This is a genomic window from Paenibacillus sp. Soil766 (assembly GCF_001428105.1).
Lineage (GTDB): Bacteria > Bacillota > Bacilli > Paenibacillales > NBRC-103111 > Paenibacillus_E.
This window is the reverse complement of sequence record NZ_LMSJ01000045.1, coordinates 39319-56219: the sequence shown is the minus strand read 5'-3', so window position 1 is coordinate 56219 and position 16901 is coordinate 39319. Positions and strand designations below refer to the sequence as shown.

General features: G+C 43.7%; 16 protein-coding genes. 2 read left to right on the top strand and 14 right to left on the bottom strand.

The features are described 5' to 3' along the window. Positions 1-48 precede the first annotated feature (48 nt). The 6 genes from ASG89_RS27595 to ASG89_RS27580 all read right to left on the bottom strand — a co-directional run bounded on the left by ASG89_RS27595 (position 49) and on the right by ASG89_RS27580 (position 7303). A complete protein-coding gene (locus ASG89_RS27595; RefSeq protein WP_057314389.1) occupies positions 49-1638 on the bottom strand; it encodes a response regulator in 1590 nt (529 codons plus the stop codon). Positions 1639-1641: 3 nt separating this feature from the next. Then, on the bottom strand, positions 1642-3444 hold the full coding sequence (locus tag ASG89_RS27590) for a sensor histidine kinase (protein ID WP_057314387.1): 1803 nt from the start codon (positions 3442-3444) through the stop codon (positions 1642-1644). A gap of 118 nt (positions 3445-3562) precedes the next feature. After that, positions 3563-3733, bottom strand: a complete 171-nt coding sequence (gene sda / locus ASG89_RS35875; protein WP_082593653.1) for a sporulation histidine kinase inhibitor Sda — start codon at positions 3731-3733, stop codon at positions 3563-3565. Beyond that, positions 3726-3893, bottom strand: coding sequence for a hypothetical protein (locus ASG89_RS36775; protein WP_157276840.1), 168 nt, complete (start codon positions 3891-3893; stop codon positions 3726-3728). Before ASG89_RS36775 ends, sda begins: the two co-directional genes overlap by 8 nt. Positions 3894-4276: 383 nt before the next feature. After that, complete coding sequence (locus ASG89_RS27585; protein WP_057314385.1) at positions 4277-4546, bottom strand: late competence development ComFB family protein; 270 nt, start codon at positions 4544-4546, stop codon at positions 4277-4279. Positions 4547-4597: 51 nt separating this feature from the next. Beyond that, the gene (locus ASG89_RS27580) at positions 4598-7303 is read right to left on the bottom strand and encodes an alpha-L-rhamnosidase (RefSeq protein WP_057314383.1); all 2706 of its coding nucleotides are present in this window, start codon (positions 7301-7303) and stop codon (positions 4598-4600) included. Between the two features lie 225 nt (positions 7304-7528). Here ASG89_RS27580 and ASG89_RS27575 point away from each other — a divergent pair, with 225 nt between their 5' ends. Next, entirely contained in the window at positions 7529-8050 is a 522-nt protein-coding gene (locus ASG89_RS27575) for a metal-dependent hydrolase (RefSeq protein ID WP_057314380.1), read from the top strand. A gap of 55 nt (positions 8051-8105) precedes the next feature. Here ASG89_RS27575 and ASG89_RS27570 read toward each other — a convergent pair whose 3' ends face one another. Further along, on the bottom strand, positions 8106-9857 hold the full coding sequence (locus tag ASG89_RS27570; RefSeq protein ID WP_057314378.1) for a sensor histidine kinase: 1752 nt from the start codon (positions 9855-9857) through the stop codon (positions 8106-8108). A 303-nt stretch (positions 9858-10160) separates the two neighbouring features. On the opposite strand from ASG89_RS27570, the gene greA reads away from it, so the two are divergent. After that, positions 10161-10631: a transcription elongation factor GreA gene (gene greA, locus ASG89_RS27565; RefSeq protein ID WP_057314376.1), complete on the top strand. Its 471-nt coding sequence runs from the start codon at positions 10161-10163 to the stop codon at positions 10629-10631. Between the two features lie 55 nt (positions 10632-10686). On the opposite strand, the gene murI is transcribed toward greA, so the two are convergent. The 7 genes from murI to ASG89_RS27530 form a co-directional block, all read right to left on the bottom strand. After that, positions 10687-11460 carry a glutamate racemase gene (gene murI / locus ASG89_RS27560; protein ID WP_057314374.1) on the bottom strand — a complete coding sequence of 258 codons (774 nt, stop codon included), beginning with the start codon at positions 11458-11460 and terminating at the stop codon, positions 10687-10689. Between the two features lie 30 nt (positions 11461-11490). Further along, positions 11491-12261 (bottom strand): Cof-type HAD-IIB family hydrolase, encoded by a 771-nt coding sequence (locus ASG89_RS27555; RefSeq protein WP_057314372.1) that lies wholly within the window; start codon positions 12259-12261, stop codon positions 11491-11493. A gap of 126 nt (positions 12262-12387) precedes the next feature. Continuing rightward, the gene (locus ASG89_RS27550) at positions 12388-12918 is read right to left on the bottom strand and encodes an ATP-dependent Clp protease proteolytic subunit (protein WP_057314371.1); all 531 of its coding nucleotides are present in this window, start codon (positions 12916-12918) and stop codon (positions 12388-12390) included. Positions 12919-13116: 198 nt separating this feature from the next. Further along, positions 13117-14277: an FtsW/RodA/SpoVE family cell cycle protein gene (locus ASG89_RS27545; RefSeq protein WP_057314369.1), complete on the bottom strand. Its 1161-nt coding sequence runs from the start codon at positions 14275-14277 to the stop codon at positions 13117-13119. Between the two features lie 399 nt (positions 14278-14676). Further along, positions 14677-15321 (bottom strand): hypothetical protein, encoded by a 645-nt coding sequence (locus tag ASG89_RS27540; protein WP_057314367.1) that lies wholly within the window; start codon positions 15319-15321, stop codon positions 14677-14679. 141 nt (positions 15322-15462) lie between these two features. Beyond that, a complete protein-coding gene (locus ASG89_RS27535; RefSeq protein WP_057314826.1) occupies positions 15463-15777 on the bottom strand; it encodes an MGMT family protein in 315 nt (104 codons plus the stop codon). Further along, positions 15774-16862: a lactonase family protein gene (locus ASG89_RS27530; protein ID WP_235549957.1), complete on the bottom strand. Its 1089-nt coding sequence runs from the start codon at positions 16860-16862 to the stop codon at positions 15774-15776. The genes ASG89_RS27535 and ASG89_RS27530 overlap by 4 nt, the downstream gene beginning before the upstream one ends. Positions 16863-16901: the final 39 nt, after the last annotated feature.

The following is a 16901-nucleotide window of genomic DNA, read 5'->3' as shown; positions in this document are numbered from 1 at the left end:
GGAATAACTGAGGGCTTCTTGTAAAATCCGCACATTCGCGTGCAGTCGTTATAAGCGATTATTCTCATACTCACTAGGTGAATACCCGAAGAATTTCTTGAAGCTTTTGCTAAAATAACTAGGATCACTGACCCCAATCTGCTCTGCAATATCCGCCAAACGAATGTTGCCTTTCCCTAGTAATTCCTTCGCTTTGTGCATGCGTACATGCGTCACATAATCCGTTACGGTCATCCCGATTTCTTTTTTAAACAGCGCCCGCAAATAGCTTGGGTTAATGAACACCTGCTGGGCAATCTGATCTAATTGGAGCTCCGAATCCATGTATTGCCCCTCTATGTATTCTTTGGCTGATTGCGCAATCTTTGAGGATCTCGTCTTCTTGTGCTTGTTCGTATATAGAATCGCTTTAGCGAAAAGCTCTTTGATCCATGTCGACGTGCTCTCGATCGAACCCAACCGCTTGATTTCACTATACGGGTAAAAGGCTTCGCCAAAGCAGTCATCAATGGGATGCCCCATCTCCGTGATATAAGACAAGCAAACAGAAATTAACCCCATGGAAATCACATAGGTGTACTCTAGTGACAACTTCTGCTCCCGAATGGATTGGAAAACCTCTTCCAGCTTATCTTCCACCTTCTCCGCATTATGCATGCGCAAGAGCACAAGCAGCTCATCGTTGACTTCTGTTGGGTAGAGGGCCTGCTTACCAGAATCAAGCACACTCGATCCATAGGCAATCACACGGTCGTTCCCTAACACGAACTTATTCTGAAGTGCTTCCAGCGCTTCCAAATAGGAGGTTCGAATGCCTATATAACCTGACTGACTGCGACCGACGCCAATGGTGATGGTAAATTTCAAGTATTTTTTGATCAGAAAAATAAGCTTCTCATACCCCTCTAACGCAGGAACCTCGAGATCCTTTCCCCCTTGGTGCTCGACCAGACAAATAATCCGTCCTTCTGGCCCGTTGAAAATAAGGTGATGCCCCGTTTCCTCCAGCGCTTCGTTTAAAATGTTCGTAACGGCATATTTCCACAGTAAGCGTTCACTCACTTGATTCCATTTGACATCCATATGGTCAATCTCAATACAAGCAACGACGAACAAGGAGGAGGCGAAAGACTCCCCGAATTGCTGTAGCTTCTGAGTCGTTTCCTCTGGCGAATGATGATAATCACTGCTAAGTAAATGGTTCAAGTAGCTTTCTTTCATCATTTGCTGATTTTCCTTAAGGGTGGATCTTACTTCCCGTGCTTTTTCATGTTCCTTCTGCAGCTTAAGCAGGGTTAGGATGAGTTCATCCTTTGAGAATGGCTTCAGGATATAATCTTCTACGCCCAGCTTGAGCGCCTTTCGCGCATAATCGAATTCGTTATGACCTGTGATAAGGACCACACTCGTTGCTGGGTAGTGCTCCTTTAATTGCTCAGTCAAGGTCAAACCATCCATGAAAGGCATTGTTATATCTATAAGCGCTATATCAGGCTGGTGCAATTGAACTTGCTCTAGGGCTTCGATCCCATTCTTCGCTTCGGCACAAAGCTCAAAGCCATAAGCCTCCCAATCTAATGCTGAACGCAAATATTCACGGAAAATCGATTCATCATCGACGATTAATATTTTCTGCATGCTCTACTCCTCTTCCTCACTTTGAAAAGGCAACCATAGTGTAACTTCCGTGCCTTGTCCTTGTTCACTTGTAATTTGCAAGCCATATTCATCACCGTAATATAGCTGAATGCGGTCGTTCACATTCTTAAAGCCATATCCCACGGCCTCTTGAGGAGATTCCGTCTTTTTCACAATGGCCTTGAGCCGCTCTGAATCCATGCCCACGCCATCATCTGCAACGATGATTTTTATTTTGGAATCCACTATTACGCCTGTCACCTTGAGAAGTCCAAGACTTCCTTTTGTTTTGAGTCCATGATAGATGGCATTTTCGATAAGCGGCTGTATGGTCAGTTTCGGAATTTGACCGCTAAGCACATCGTTATGAATATCAAATTCATAGGTAAATACATCGGAATATCGGATACGTTGAATAGCTAAATAGTCTTTCACGTTGCGAATTTCTTCTTCAATCGTGATGGTTTCGCGGCCTTTGCTAAGCGCAGCGCGATAGAAATCGGCCAGCGCTTTCGTTGTGCGCTGCACATCGCGGGTTCGTCCCATTTCTGACAGCGTATAGATGACGTCTAGCGTATTGTAGAGGAAATGCGGCTTAATCTGCGCTTGAATGAGGGCAAGTTCGTATTCCCGTTTCTTCTTTTGCTCCCAATTAATATTGGTCAATAGCTCCTGAATCCGCCGAATCATCGCATTAAAGCCAGAAGATAGCATCCCGATCTCGTCCTCCGAATTCACTTGGAATTCGATGTCTAAGCTGCCTTCCTTGACCTTCTTCATATATTTCGTAAGTCCCATGATGGGCTTGGCGATCAATTGGGAGAGCATCCCTGCACCAAGAAGGGCAAAAAAGAGGCAAAGAATACCCAGTAAAACGATAAGCAATGTAATTTTGTGCGTATCTGCCGTTAAGGAGGCAAGCGGCGCCATCGATATTAATTTCCAACCGAAGCTAGGTACGTCGGAGCTGACAACGAGTGTTTTCTCATATTCGAAGGAAGTCGGCTCGGAAACATGCTTACTTGATGTGATCCAACGCTTCATCTCAGGAATTGCTACTTCTTGAAGCACATCTTCTGGATGTTGCGAAGAGGTGACAACACCTTCATCATCCACAATAAAATAACTGCCATCTTGGATCGAACCGATTTTCTGATAAATCGCGGATAAGGAGCTCTCTTGGATATTGAGTACGAGAAGTCCTAACTTCTGTCCTGTATAGATGTTGACGATCCGCTTCCCGAGCGTCATCACCGTCTCTTGTGAACCATTGGTTAAATAATCCCTGCGCTGCATAGGGAACCAAATGTTATTCCCGCTCGATGCATCAATTTGCTTTAACATTGGGCTTGAAGGCAGCCACTCCCGATTCCGCTCCATAAGTACGTTCGAGCCATAGACTCGATTATTCATATCAATGAACGCAGCTGACTGCACATCGGGGAAAACAAGCAAAGCAAAGCTCAGCTGATTCGTGATCTGCGTATACATCTGCAGGCTGGTTTCTGGTGCCGCTAAGGATTGCGGGTCTTCTACGATCACCTTGTTGAGATTAATGGTCAACATATTCGCGCAGCTCTCCACGTTCGTTAACATACCTGTGATGCGGGTAATGATCAGGGAGGAGTTGTCCGACACGTTTTTGATCGTTTTTTTGACGATGGCGTTCGTATACACCTGATTCGAAACGAAACCGAGCACAAACAAAGGCACGAAGATCAGTGGAAAATAAATGAGAATGATTTTATATCGAATGCGTTGATTTCGAAACCAATTCGTGGGTATCAACTTCTGAAGTATGTACATGAGTGCCCTCCCTTTAGCGAAAACAAAAAATCCCTTACCGTGCAACGTCAGGAGCTTCCTGTCCGTTACATTGTAAAGGATTCATATCTTTTTTTAAACTCACCTTGTGGAGTGAATATTAGCTTGTGGTTTCTAAACTGCCCTCTCGAGATAAACTAATCTGCCTGGCTTGAATTTCTAATAATAAAAACATAAGAAATTCCTTACTCAGCTTCAATCGGCTTGCATTTATGTAAGCATCAACAAGTGTGTCATTGGAGATGGCTTTCAAATTTTCGCGATCATTCATTGTGCAACAACCAATTCGGGCTTTCTTCTAGCATCGACATCATTTTTTTCATCGATTGTTGGATTTGTTCATCGGAGGGCAAGCATATATTGCCATAAGATTGTTGTACAACATCTGTTAACACCGAATCAAAAATGCCATTAAACTGCTCTGTTTTCACATGAACCCCTCCTGATTTTCATTTATTTGGAAATTCCTATTTCTATTTTAGCTCGAAGTGTGTGAAAAGACAGCGCATTTTTTTTGCATCTTATGCATCTTTTTTTTCTATATTATGTAATTTTGTTTGCATTCAGGAAGTTGCGATTTATCCGTTTGGGGAGCGGGATTACGCAAGATAGTTCATAAGAACTATGTGGATATAGTACAGGAGTCGTGTGCGGGAAAGTGGAACGAATTATCCTCCATAGATCACGAGATCTCCCACTAGCTCAGGTTCGTTTACTCCCCCAGCACAGATTAGTCCGAATCCGTATCGGACTAAATCAAATAACGCCGCCACCTCCGTCTGAACGGAGATAGCAGCGTATGCCATCCTTACTTTTACTCGCGATGATGCTGGTGATGCTCAACAATGCTCGATGCTTCCATTAATTCTCGCATGACGTCTGAACGCAACTGTTGATTCGTGTATTCACCTTTCACAAATAGATGTCCCTTCTCACTGGAGGTATAACGTGGTGGAAGCTTGTTCAGTGCGATTGCCAATATATCTTCGTGGCACGTTAAACAATCACACTTCAATTCATAGTTCTTCCGAAATTCTTCGAACAACTGCTTAACCACGGTTTCCATTGCGTTGATGACAGCCATCTGTAACTCTCCTTCTAAGAACCTTCATTACCTCTATTATACTCGATAAACTTAGAATGACAAAGATAAGGAGTTTGTACGCTGCACCTGAAATTGATAGATTCCTGAACCAAGCTCAATCCTTACATCGCCATCAACTTCACGAGCACCTAGAATGCCTGGTATGGTATCTAGCTTTTGACCCAGACAGGTCACTTCGGTAAGAGTCGAACCTGTTAGGATGACCTCTCCGCTAGTGTTCGGCGGGAGCTGGAACGTATAATGAATGTCCCCCGCTTCTATAACGGACCATTCACTGCGAACCTCACCGTAATTGGTGATGAGAGATGCTTTGGCATACGTAAGGCCAGAATCTGGCCGAGGTCGGAAGCTCATACGTTTGTACCCCGGCTGCCCATCATCGGAATCCAAGCCTGCTACTTTCCGATACAACCAATCCCCAATTGAACCGTATGCATAATGATTATAGGAGTTCATATTATCGCTCCAGAACGTGCCGTCCGGTTTGATGCCATCCCAATGCTCCCAAATCGTGGTAGCTCCTTGATGAATCGGGTACAGCCAAGAAGGATAATCCTCTTGCATGACAAGCTTGACAGCCACATCATGATAACCATTCTCCGAGAGTACATGACAGAGATACGGTGTGCCTACAAAGCCCGTCGTCAGATGGTATTTCTGCTCTTTGACATACTCCACTAGGGTTGCTGCTAAGCGTTCACGAGTGCTTCCATGCACAAGTCCGAACATCAACGGAAGCACATGCGCGGTCTGTGTATGTCCAGCCAGTCTGCCGCTTGGTGTCACAAACTCTGCAGTGAAAGCTTCCACGATGCGCTCATAGAGCTCTGTGTATTCAGTGACATCATCTTCGCGTCCTAGGACTTGGGCCGTTCGGACAAATAGCGAAGTCGAATACGCATAGAAGCACGTTGCGATTAGATCTTTGGGCGTTGCCCCGATATAACTACCCTCTTTGGCGTCCAGTCCAAGCCAATCGCCGAAATGAAAGCCGGTTTGCCACAAGTATTCATTATCCCCTTGTTGGCGGATATAAGTAATCCAACCTTTCATACTGTCATACTGCTCTTCCAACACACGCCGGTCCCCATATACCTGATAAAGTGTCCATGGACAAATCACCGCCGCATCTCCCCAAGCAGCAGAAGAATGATCTTTCTCCTTAAGCACATGCGGGATCACGAAGGGAACGCCACCATCTGCGCGTTGATCCGCTTTCAAATCTCGCAGCCATTTACTGAAAAAGAGTGCCACATCATAGTTGAAAGCCGCTGTACGAATGAACACCTGCGCATCCCCTGTCCAGCCCAGTCGCTCATCTCGCTGCGGGCAATCCGTCGGCACATCGAGGAAATTTCCCCGCTGCCCCCACACGATATTGCGTTGCAGCTGATTCAATAGTTCATGCGAACATTCAAACGTCCCCTTCGCTACCATATCCGTGTGGATAACCAGCCCTGCAAAACACGAAGCATCGAATGCAACATCCTGTGGCCATCCGATTACTTTGACGTAACGGAAACCTTGGAATGTGAAATGCGGTGCATATGTCTCTTCACCCCGCCCACTACATACGTAGGTAACCGACTGCTTAGCGGACCGCAGATTGCCAATGTAGAAATTCCCTTGTGCATCAAGCACTTCTGCATGTAGGAGCTCAATGCGTGTACCCGCAGGCAGCGTTAAACGCATCTGGACTTTCCCTACCATATTTTGCCCAAAATCAAGCACAGTTTCCCCTGACGGGGTTTCAATAACTGCAACAGGTTTCAGCTGTTCCGTTACACGTGACGGTTCATTCTCTTGCATAACCAATGTTTCCTTGCCATAGCCCAGTTCAACACTCGGAATCCAATCTTGATCATCATAACTCGGCAGACTCCAACCGGCATGTTCTAACCCCGCATCGTAGATTTCGCCATGATAAAGCTCTGACATGCGAACTGGTCCTAATGAAGCTCGCCAGGAGGAATCACTGACGACGATCTCTTCGGTACCATCTTCATAGACAATATGCATTTGCATGAGCAGTGCCCTTACGCTTCCATACACATTCCGTTGATGACCCCAACCTAGGTTACCTTTGTACCAACCATTCGCTAACACCGCACCAATGGTGTGCTCAGTCCCTGCGTTCAAACTGCTTGTAACATCGTAAGTCTGAACCTGCAACCGCTGCTTGTAGCTGGTCCATCCTGGCGTCAACTCCCAATCGCCAATTCTGATACCATCGAGCTCAAGCTCATAAACACCGTGACTTGTCGCATATATCGTTGCCTTACGAATCTGCTCGCTGACACGAAAGGTTTTCCGGAGATAGTACGCTTCTTCCGCATCTGGATCAATATGAGAAGGATCAGGCGTAATCCATTCCGCTTGCCAATCCGTTGCTTGAAGCTGCCCCATTTCCCAGTAAGCGATTTCACTCCATGGCGAAGCCAAACCGGATTGATTCCAGACCATTACGCGATAGAAATATCGTGTCCGCGGTTGTAATTCAGGCCCTGCATAAGCAACGAGCACAGATTGATCCGAAGCGATACGTGTCGTATCCCAAACCAAGCTCCCTGACTCAAAATTATTAGGATGCAAGCTCACTTGAATCTGATACGCGGATTGCACAGTAGCGTTAGTGTCTGTTTCGATTTGCCATGTAAAGCGAGGTTGAGCAGTGTCTATTCCTATTGGGTTCTCTTGATACTCAGCAAGTAAAGTTGAAATTTGAATAAAACTCATGAATTCTCCTCCTAGATACACGGTAGTCGTGTGAGATGTGCTTCCTAAATCTTGCACCTTTACGACTAATTGTAGAATATCCACCATCCCATTTATAAGGTGTATTCAGACATTTATATAGGTTCATTACGACAATATTTCTTTTGTATTGCGATCCCCTTAATTTCCATGTATAAATCGAATAGTATAAAGTTATATGAACTCACAGATAGGAAGGCGCTTATTATGCTACAAAAAACACACAGTGTGGCTGGGATGATTGCAGCCGAAATCGTACTCATTCATGGCGACATCTCTTTCTTCACATGGGATGCCGCAGGTTCACTCCTACTCGGTTGCTTGGCGGGTACTTTAGCCGATGTAGATAAACCAGGTTCAACCATGGCCAAGGTTCTCTTCCCGTTATCTGCATTGCTTCATGTATTGAAAATCAAGCATCGAACATTGACGCATTCCTTGCTTTTCATGGCATTACTCGCGATGATCAGCTTACCTCTGCCACCTTTATATTTCTGGGTATTCATCCTTGCGTATGCTTCACATCCCTTCATCGATCTCCTGAATGAACGTGGTGTCCAGCTATTCTGGCCAATCCCTCTCAAAATCCGTCTGCTTCCCAAATGGATTGCCATCGACACCGGCTCCGCAAGTGAAACTGTATTTCGTTGGGTTTTACTAGTTGTCTGTCTAATACTTCCATTCTGGAATTATGTATTGCCATATCTGCCTTATTCACTAACAAAATAAGAACACAAAAAAATCGCTAATTTGGATGACCAAATAGCGATTTTTCTCAATTTTACTATTGCATGGGTATCGATAGCTCAAAACAAATGTAACCTTCTTCTAGCTTGACTCCAATCGTTCCTCGATAATACTCAACACGTTCCTTAACCACCGGCAAGCCGAGTCCTTGATGTTCTCCTTCTAACTTGGTGCTATAGCCAATCGCGAACAACTCCTTGTCGTCTGGCAGATTAAAAGTTGGATTCACCCGATTCTTCACGGAAATCTTCACATCGTTCGATTCCTTCCAGCCTTTTACAGAAACCTCACGCTCTTCTACTGGAAATTTATTCGCCTCATCAAAGGCATTATCAATGAGATTCCCAATAATTTTCACAAGATCAACCGATTTCACGCCAAGTGATAACCCATCAAGGCCAATGAATTCATAGCTAAAAGCAACTTTTGTTCGCATTGCAAGCGTTATTTTCGATTGAATCAATGCAGCGATAGCTGGCTGTCCAATACGAATTATATCATTGACTTCATTAATCTCCTCAATTAATTCCTCCATGTAGCGCTTTTGATCCTCTTTTTCCCCATTGGTCAATAATGCATACAAGGTTTGCACATGATTCAGGAAATCATGGCGTTGACTACGTATCGTTGCAAACATAAGGTCTACATTTTGAATATACATCTCTTGCGTGGACTGAACGGCAGTTTCACGTGACTTCGTAATAAATCGGAATACGAGAAGTACAAGGATACAACTGAACACGGTAAACAGAACAATAATCAGTGCAACACGAACAAGTTGGTCATTTAACGTCTTCTGTATGGACTGATAGTCCGAAACAATGGTTATCACATAAGGTATTTCTCGCTGAACTTCCGTTATTCTCTCTTTAATTGGCACATACACAAATGTCTTGAGAACCGGATTACCCTCGTAGCTCTCAACCACACTTACTGGTTTCTTATCCTGAATAGCACGCTTGAAATTCGTATAATCATTCTCATGGATGATCGTATGTGTACCGAATAGCACGGGACGGTCATAAATGGAAACATACATAATGCCATTCGGCCTCATATATTCCTTCGGCTTCGTACCGAATGTGATCCCGTTTAATCCAGAAATTTCCATAATATCCGGATTGGATGTCAGTGTTTTTTTGACAATCGTATCCGCTCCAATAATATCCTTGAACTTCTTAATTTTATCAGCATTTACAAACACACAAATGATATAATTCGTTTCCCCATCGTAATAATAGCCAAATTTACTAACATCGCTTGCGCCTGAAGCGGGCACTTCATAAATCCCCGCCCAAAAATTAGGAAGTTTTTGCCCTTCGGGTATCGTAACATTGTGATTTTTCATCAATTGGTCAAAAGCGGTAAACCAATACCCGAACGTAATTGTGCTTGTGAGCGTTAGTTCATTGGGATCAGAGGATTTACCAACCATGATATCATCGCCGTTGCCGCTGCGCTTCATGAGCGAAAACCCATCAACACCTGCTTCTTTAGCAAGTAAAACAAGTTGGTCATTTGATATCTTATCGATATCTGGGTCCAACTTACCTTTGGCTAAGATAGCCGCAGATCGCAATTGTTCCCCAATCATATCCTCCACGAAGAAGGCGCCTGCTTCCGACTGCTCAATGGACGTTCGGATTTGATTCGCAGTCGCTGCCATCTGTTCTGACATAGCCTGTGTTAACAGGGATTTCGCATACCAATAATAGGAGCTATTGTTCGTAATTAATAACAAAATTACACTAATAAAAGTGATATAAATTACTCTTCTGTTTACTCTCATGAAGTCGTCACACTTTCCCATTTTGTATGCTGAACATTACAATTCTGCACAAAAAAAATTTACATTTCATTTTCGACGAATTGCCCAGAAATCATTCCACGTTATGTTAGTATAGTAGCTGAAGAAATCATTGTCTATTAATTTAAAGGTATTCTCACCTTTATTTGGTAATATTATAAAATTGCAGGAGAAATTTTCTTATGTCAGCAGGTCAACACAAATAATTCCTCCTGCTGATTACTTTACTTGTCTCAAGGACTTTAGTAGTATAGCTAATATCGAATGAAACGAGGTGCTAGACTTTTGTCCAATGATGAAATCATTTTGACCCCTGAGGGTTTACGCAGTTTAGAGTTAGAACTTGAAGATTTGAAAACTGTGAAGCGTAAAGAACTAGCAGAACGTATTAAATTGGCGATTTCTTACGGTGATCTGAAGGAAAACAGCGAATATCATTCTGCCAAGAATGACCAGTCTTTCATGGAAACACGCGTTCTTACAATTGAACGGATGCTCAAGAAAGCAAAGGTAGTAACGAATACCTCCACATCCAAAGTGCAAGTTGGCTCTACCGTCGTTTTAAACGATGTGGAATTTGCCGAGAAAATTGAATACAAAATCGTTGGTACGCAAGAAGCCAATGTCAACGAAAATAAAATATCGTATGAAAGCCCGCTTGGCATCTCCCTCATGAATAAGTCGGTAGGCGATGTCATTAGTGTGAACGCACCAATGGGTATCATAAGCTATGAGTTGCTTGAAATTCGAATTTAAGCACTACATAAGAAAAGCAGTTCGTAACTAGAAGCTCTAGTTATGAACTGCTTTTTTATTTGACAGCTTGAAGGAAGGCAAGCGCCTTATTCATCTTCTGAATGTAGACACCATCGAAACTGGAACACATCCATTTCACATGTCCATCCCCCGTACCTTGCAACTGGTCGCTGTCCTGCAACACCTGCATTAAATGATTCACTGTACCTTTACTTCCATCCACAATTTGAATATGGTTCGGTAAGATTTGACTCAAAATCCCGCGATAAAAAGGATAATGCGTACAGCCGAGTACAACCGTACCAAATGTACTTAGATCAAATGGAGCTAATTTGGTATTAAAATAATCCACAATCTGCGGACCATCCAACATGAGATTTTCACATAATTGGACCAACTCCGGAAGCGGTACGGAATCCACCATCCCCAAATCGTCGATACGGGATACAAGCTCTCTGTATTTCGCCTCTTGAAGTGTAAGCTGCGTGGCGAATACGAGCACTCTTTTGCCTGATGAACGATTCATTTCTACAGCTGGTTTGACAGCTGGCTCCATCCCAATAATGGGAATCTTGTAGATTCTCCGCAATTCTGAGATCGCGATGCTCGTTGCTGTATTACAGGCGATGACAAGCGCCTTAATTTCTTCTTGAATAATCGTATCAACGGATTGCTTGACGAAGGTGAGAACCTCATCTTTCGTTTTAACACCATACGGAACATGCGCTGTATCTGCAAAATAAACAAAATCTTCCCGAGGCATTCGCTGCATGGCTTCATTCAGAACCGTGATTCCACCAAGACCTGAATCAAAAAAAGCAATTTTCATCCTATTCACCCTATTTATTAGCGTTCTGTCTTAAAGTAGTCCTGCTGTAATAAGCCCGTTCCGTACACCTTCTTCATCCACATGTGTGGTCACATGATCCGCATAGGGCAATAAATCCTTATGTGAATTACCCATTGCAATGCCAAACCCGACATAGGAAAGCATCTCCATATCATTCAAACCGTCACCGAATGCTACCGCATCTTCCGGCTTTAAACCTACCAGCTCTAGCATCGCGGCGATGCCTTGGGCTTTGGAACCACCCGCAGGCAACACATCCATCGCATGTTCGTGCCAACGTATGAGCTTAAACTCCGAAAGCAGACCCTCATACAAATGTTCATCTTTCGCTTCACAGTGCAGGAAAATTTGATAAATATCGTTCGATTTCCAGAAATGCGGATCGTAGCTTGGTAAATCAACCTTCAATGAGGATACGGAGCTATGTACAAAAGGGTGATCCTGCGCATCCGTCGCAAACGCATGCTCTCCTTCAAATACGAGTGAATGCTCGTGCGTTGCAGCTAGCTCAACCAAAGCTTCGATTGCGCTTTTGGCGATAACGCGGTGGTAAAGCGGCTCGCCTTTGTAAACGGCATATCCGCCATTCAAGCATACATAGGAATCAATGCCAAGCAGCTCCGCCAGTGGTTTAATGAAATAAGGTGCTCGTCCTGTTGCAATCACGGGTTCAATCCCGCTTTTTTTCAGTTGGTGAATCGCATTAACGGTGCTTTCAGGCACCTGTTTGTCCTCATTAATTAACGTGCCATCAATATCAAAAAATACAATTTTGTACACAGTAGACTCTCCTTTACATTCCGAAGCAGTAGTTGCTGCCCCATGTCTCTTTCTCTCAATTAAACACCAAATGCCCAGAAAAAACAAAGAAAAAAGAGAATCCCTTGGGCTTCTCTCCCACTTTGCCTATACGATACTATCAATGATGCCATTGGCTAACGCCTCTTCTGGACTCATGTACCAGTTCCGTTGATGTTCCTTCACTCGAGCTAGTTCCTCGGCTTGTAGATTCGTTTTGGACAAAATACATTCATCGTAGATGTTCTGCAACCGCTGCGTTTCATCCACGCGATTCTTCAAATGCTCCAAATGACCATCGATGTGAGTGGAAACGGAGTGATACATGAAGGTACTTAGCCTGCCTGCGTGCCTTTTGTGCCCGCTAACTGCGATCAACAGACTCATGCTCGCCGCTAATCCGTACACATAGGTGTGAACGGGGGTTTTGCTGTTCTCGATCACATTAATAAGACCAAATCCATCGTATACACTGCCTCCGTTACTATTAATAATCAAATCGATCGGCACTCGTTTAAAGTCCTTTTCCTTCTTGTCCTTGTCCTCATCCCATTGATTGATTTTCATAATTTGCTCAACAATTAATTTCACAGAGGTTTTATTGATGCCATCGAATAGATAAAGGGTTCTGTCACTCATCACATGCCTCCTGTCCGTATGGCCTTGTATTACAGTAGTCTATTCTCGGTTTGGAAACTTTGTAACTCTTTGCGAGCTGTTTTCAGATTTTTGGGCGAAAAAGAATGGCCAGATCGGTAGTTGCGGAACCACGTTCTGCATTAATCAAACCCTCGTCATACGTAGAGAATTCCGCAATTTCGGGTATTGGATTGGACATCAACGAATTACGATAACATCAACATCTATGTCATCATAGATTTTTATACTTAGAACAAAGCCTATCGATACCATGTTAATCAACAGCGAGGTGCCGCCATAGCTGATAAAAGGAAGGGTGATCCCCGTAATTGGCATGATACCGATCAGCATCCCAATGTTTTCGAAAACTTGAAACAGAAACATAGCGGAAATTCCACCAATGATATATATGCCTGTTTGGCTGCGGATGTTAAGTGCGATAGTGATCATTCGATAAATGAGGAGAAAGTAAAGGAAGAGTAACGCAGATGCCCCAATAAATCCAAATTCCTCTCCCACTACAACGAATATGGAATCTGAATAGGTGTAGGGCACCTGTCCACTCTGGACTGAAGTTCCATGAAGATAGCCATCTCCTTCTAACGATCCTGATCCGATTGCTTTGACCGATTGTTTCATATGATAGGTTGCTTTTTCAGAAGCTTGCTCTGGCAAAAGAACGGCATCCACCCTATCCAACCAATAGGCTTTATGTTTGGATGCCATGAAGTGCTGTACTTCCTCATGGTATTTAATATAGCTGTAGATGGAGCTCACGCTTATGATAATTATAATAACCAGGCCTATCCAAGCATGCTTGTAGTTAATGTGTCCGAACCAACAGACCACAAAGAAAATAACCAAATACCCAATAGAATTACCGAGATCCGGTTGCATGAGAACCAAGAGAAAAGGAACCAATGTAATAAAACCCATCGGCAGTATATGTTCGAACAGTCTAAGGGTCTCGACCTCTCTTTTGGATAGAAAATACGACAAAAACAGAATTAAAATGAGCTTACAGAGCTCTGCCGGCTGAAATCCGATTCCACCAGGAAGAATGAACCATCCCTGGGCATTGTTGAGCGTATCTCCTTTGAAAAATAATAAGATCAACAGTCCCAGCCCAATGAAATAGTACAACGGCGAAAAGCGCAATAAGAGTTTATAGTTAACAAATAGCATCATAAATAAGACCATAAACCCCAAACTGTAAAAATACATCATTTTAATATAGGATTGTGAAAAATCTGGAACAGTCCGTGTCGCGCTATAGATGCAGAAAATACTAATAATCATAAAAATGAGCAACAGCAACACAATAACGACATCCAGACCTTTACTTATCCTCTTCAACATGAAGGCAAATTGCGTTCCCCCAAAAATAGTTTCAATAACAAATCACCTATTTCTCTATAAGTTAACAAAAGCTGCATAGATTAGACGCAACGGTTTTGCAAATGGTTCCATTTATAGAATTTATGAATAATGTAATATCCCGAAATATTGTTAGCTCCCTACCATCCACCAGTTTTCCCTTGCACCATGAGATTCCTTTCGCTTTCGCGAAGGAGAACGTGGATGCGCTAATTCTGAATTTTGGGTAGGTTTCAGGCGTGAGAGGAACGTGAATGCGCTATCTGAGCTATTGCCTCTGGTTTTGGCCATTTTCAATGGAAATAGATCATCCTCGTTCCCCTTGAACTCGCATTTCGCAGCAATCGCACCAAATAGAGCACCGTTGTTGCCCCTCACTTCCTATAAGAGCATTTGATAGCTTCGTGCACGTTCTTTACCGCTCACGACAACCAAAAGCTGCCTATCACACAACTCATGCAACAAAGTTCTAGCGTGTCTTTTGCTAACTTTCAGGTGCTCAGATAGTTCCGGGGCTGTGAACGGACGGAGTTTCCTGCGGGCGAAACGTATAACTTCGCTTTCGAGCCATCGGAGTGTAGGTGGTACATCGGTGGCGATGAACTTACCAATAAGAGATAGTATGAGTTGTTGACACTGTTTTGGCGACTCGACAATGGACGGGTATGCGATAGGGAGAACTAACCACCCATCTAGGGCAAGGTGAGCATGGCGGATGCATAAGTCTTTGAATCGCCATATTTCAAGATCTCGAGCATGTGAACTGTAGCCTTGTATTTCAATCGCAGCTCTAGCATCTCCCGGCATATATGCAAAATCCAAATAACGATAACCATTCGCGAAATCACGAACCTCCCATTGGGGATACAGATCGTTGAAGTTTCCAACCTTCGGATACCAAATCGTACGCAGAAACTCCATTTCTGCATGTCCCAATCCTCTTTCTAAACGTTCCCGTCTGCGCCGGTTCGTCTCTTCTGCAATTTGTTTTGCCATAAACGCTGCGAATGCCTGCTCAAATTTCATCTCATCTTACTCTCCTTATAATGGTATAAAACAAAACGCCGCTCCCACCACGATCACTGAAAGAACTAGCTTCTCAGTAACCATGATGAAAACGGCGTGTGCTTCACGACCCATTTTCTATTATTTAATTTATATAAACCTTTATTCTTCTTCGTGCTGAACTTGATAATCGGCAAGAGAAACCGTCAGCTCATCCGAAACATGAACACCTTCCGACTCTAACAAAAACCGCTGTAACTGCGCACCCTCATCGTCTTGGATCGCAATTTCGCCTCGAACATTAAGAACTCTGTGCCAGGGGAGACGATGTTTTTTACTCATAGCGTGCAAAATTCGCACAACCTGCCTTGCTGCCCTAGGACTCCCAGCTTGCCGCGCGATTTGACCGTATGTCATTACTTCGCCTTCCGGAATGGAACGAATAACTTGGAGTACCTTCTCCGTAAAAGGTGTCATTGTACCGGAAGGAACTTGATGCATACTGGTTGTGACATCTCAAGAACACTTCCGGTTGGGACTAACTTACCAGTCGCTTCATTCCGTGCAAAACTTACAATATTGTCGGAGTCTTTATTGGCTACAAGAACGAATCTTCCGTCTGGAGAAATTCCGAAGTTTCGTGGATGCTTCCCTAAAGTTGGTGCATATTCAATGACAGATAGTTCACCATTTTGCTCGTTAATCTCATAGACAACGATACTATCGTGGCCACGATTGGACCCATATAGGAAACGTCCGTCTGGGGATATATGGATGTCGGCGCAGGCATTCTCGCCATCGTAGGAGACTGGTAGAGTTGGAATGGTTTGGATTTCAGACAGCTCGCCACGTTCCTCATCATACTTGAATGCAGTAACAGTAGAACCCAGTTCATTAATCACATATCCATACTTATAGGACGGGTGGAAAGCAAAATGACGCGGCCCAGATCCAGGCGTTATCGATACTTCCCCATGTGGAATGAGACACCTCGCGGCAAGATCCAGTTTATATAGAATAATTTTATCAAGACCTAAATCACAGGCACCAATGTAACGGTTTGCACGATCTACGAATACAGAATGCGCTCGTGGCCGATCTTGTACAGGAAGCAGACTCGCACCATGATGTTGCTGAATATCAGCGGAAGTTCCTAACTGACCATCGGCTAGAATTGGGGTTAATCCGACCATACCACCATGATAACTTGTTACCATAACCACTTCATTTGTGTTGTCTAACTGAATATGGCATGTTGTCGCAGGCAGGGTGATTTCGTTGTTAAGAAACGTTAATTCGCCAGTTCCTAGTTGAATGGAATAAGCGCTAGCTGCTCCACATTTTTGACCTTCAGCACCAACACCTTCACCAAGTGCGTATAATCTTGAATTGACTGCGTCTACAGCGAGAAAGGTTGGGTTTTGCAAACCAGTTACGTTGTGCGTAAGCGATAGACTCCCTGTTTCTGCGTCAAACTGTGCTGTATATACCCCCGGATTCTTCGCATCAGCGTAGGAACCAATAAAAGCTAGGGTTAGTTGCTTCTGAATCTGCTTGTCCACGGATGTCACTCCCATTCATCAATTTTCACTATGAGCATT

What these genes read in the sequence shown, in the direction of transcription:
- ASG89_RS27595 (WP_057314389.1), bottom strand. Translation starts at nt 1,638, where the DNA reads ATGCAGAAAATATTAATCGTCGATGATGAATCGATTTTCCGTGAATAT.
- ASG89_RS27590 (WP_057314387.1), bottom strand. Translation starts at nt 3,444, where the DNA reads ATGTACATACTTCAGAAGTTGATACCCACGAATTGGTTTCGAAATCAA.
- sda (WP_082593653.1), bottom strand. Translation starts at nt 3,733, where the DNA reads ATGAATGATCGCGAAAATTTGAAAGCCATCTCCAATGACACACTTGTT.
- ASG89_RS27585 (WP_057314385.1), bottom strand. Translation starts at nt 4,546, where the DNA reads ATGGCTGTCATCAACGCAATGGAAACCGTGGTTAAGCAGTTGTTCGAA.
- ASG89_RS27580 (WP_057314383.1), bottom strand. Translation starts at nt 7,303, where the DNA reads ATGAGTTTTATTCAAATTTCAACTTTACTTGCTGAGTATCAAGAGAAC.
- ASG89_RS27575 (WP_057314380.1), top strand. Translation starts at nt 7,529, where the DNA reads ATGCTACAAAAAACACACAGTGTGGCTGGGATGATTGCAGCCGAAATC.
- ASG89_RS27570 (WP_057314378.1), bottom strand. Translation starts at nt 9,857, where the DNA reads ATGAGAGTAAACAGAAGAGTAATTTATATCACTTTTATTAGTGTAATT.
- murI (WP_057314374.1), bottom strand. Translation starts at nt 11,460, where the DNA reads ATGAAAATTGCTTTTTTTGATTCAGGTCTTGGTGGAATCACGGTTCTG.
- ASG89_RS27550 (WP_057314371.1), bottom strand. Translation starts at nt 12,918, where the DNA reads ATGAGTGACAGAACCCTTTATCTATTCGATGGCATCAATAAAACCTCT.
- ASG89_RS27545 (WP_057314369.1), bottom strand. Translation starts at nt 14,277, where the DNA reads ATGTTGAAGAGGATAAGTAAAGGTCTGGATGTCGTTATTGTGTTGCTG.
- ASG89_RS27540 (WP_057314367.1), bottom strand. Translation starts at nt 15,321, where the DNA reads ATGAAATTTGAGCAGGCATTCGCAGCGTTTATGGCAAAACAAATTGCA.
- ASG89_RS27535 (WP_057314826.1), bottom strand. Translation starts at nt 15,777, where the DNA reads ATGACACCTTTTACGGAGAAGGTACTCCAAGTTATTCGTTCCATTCCG.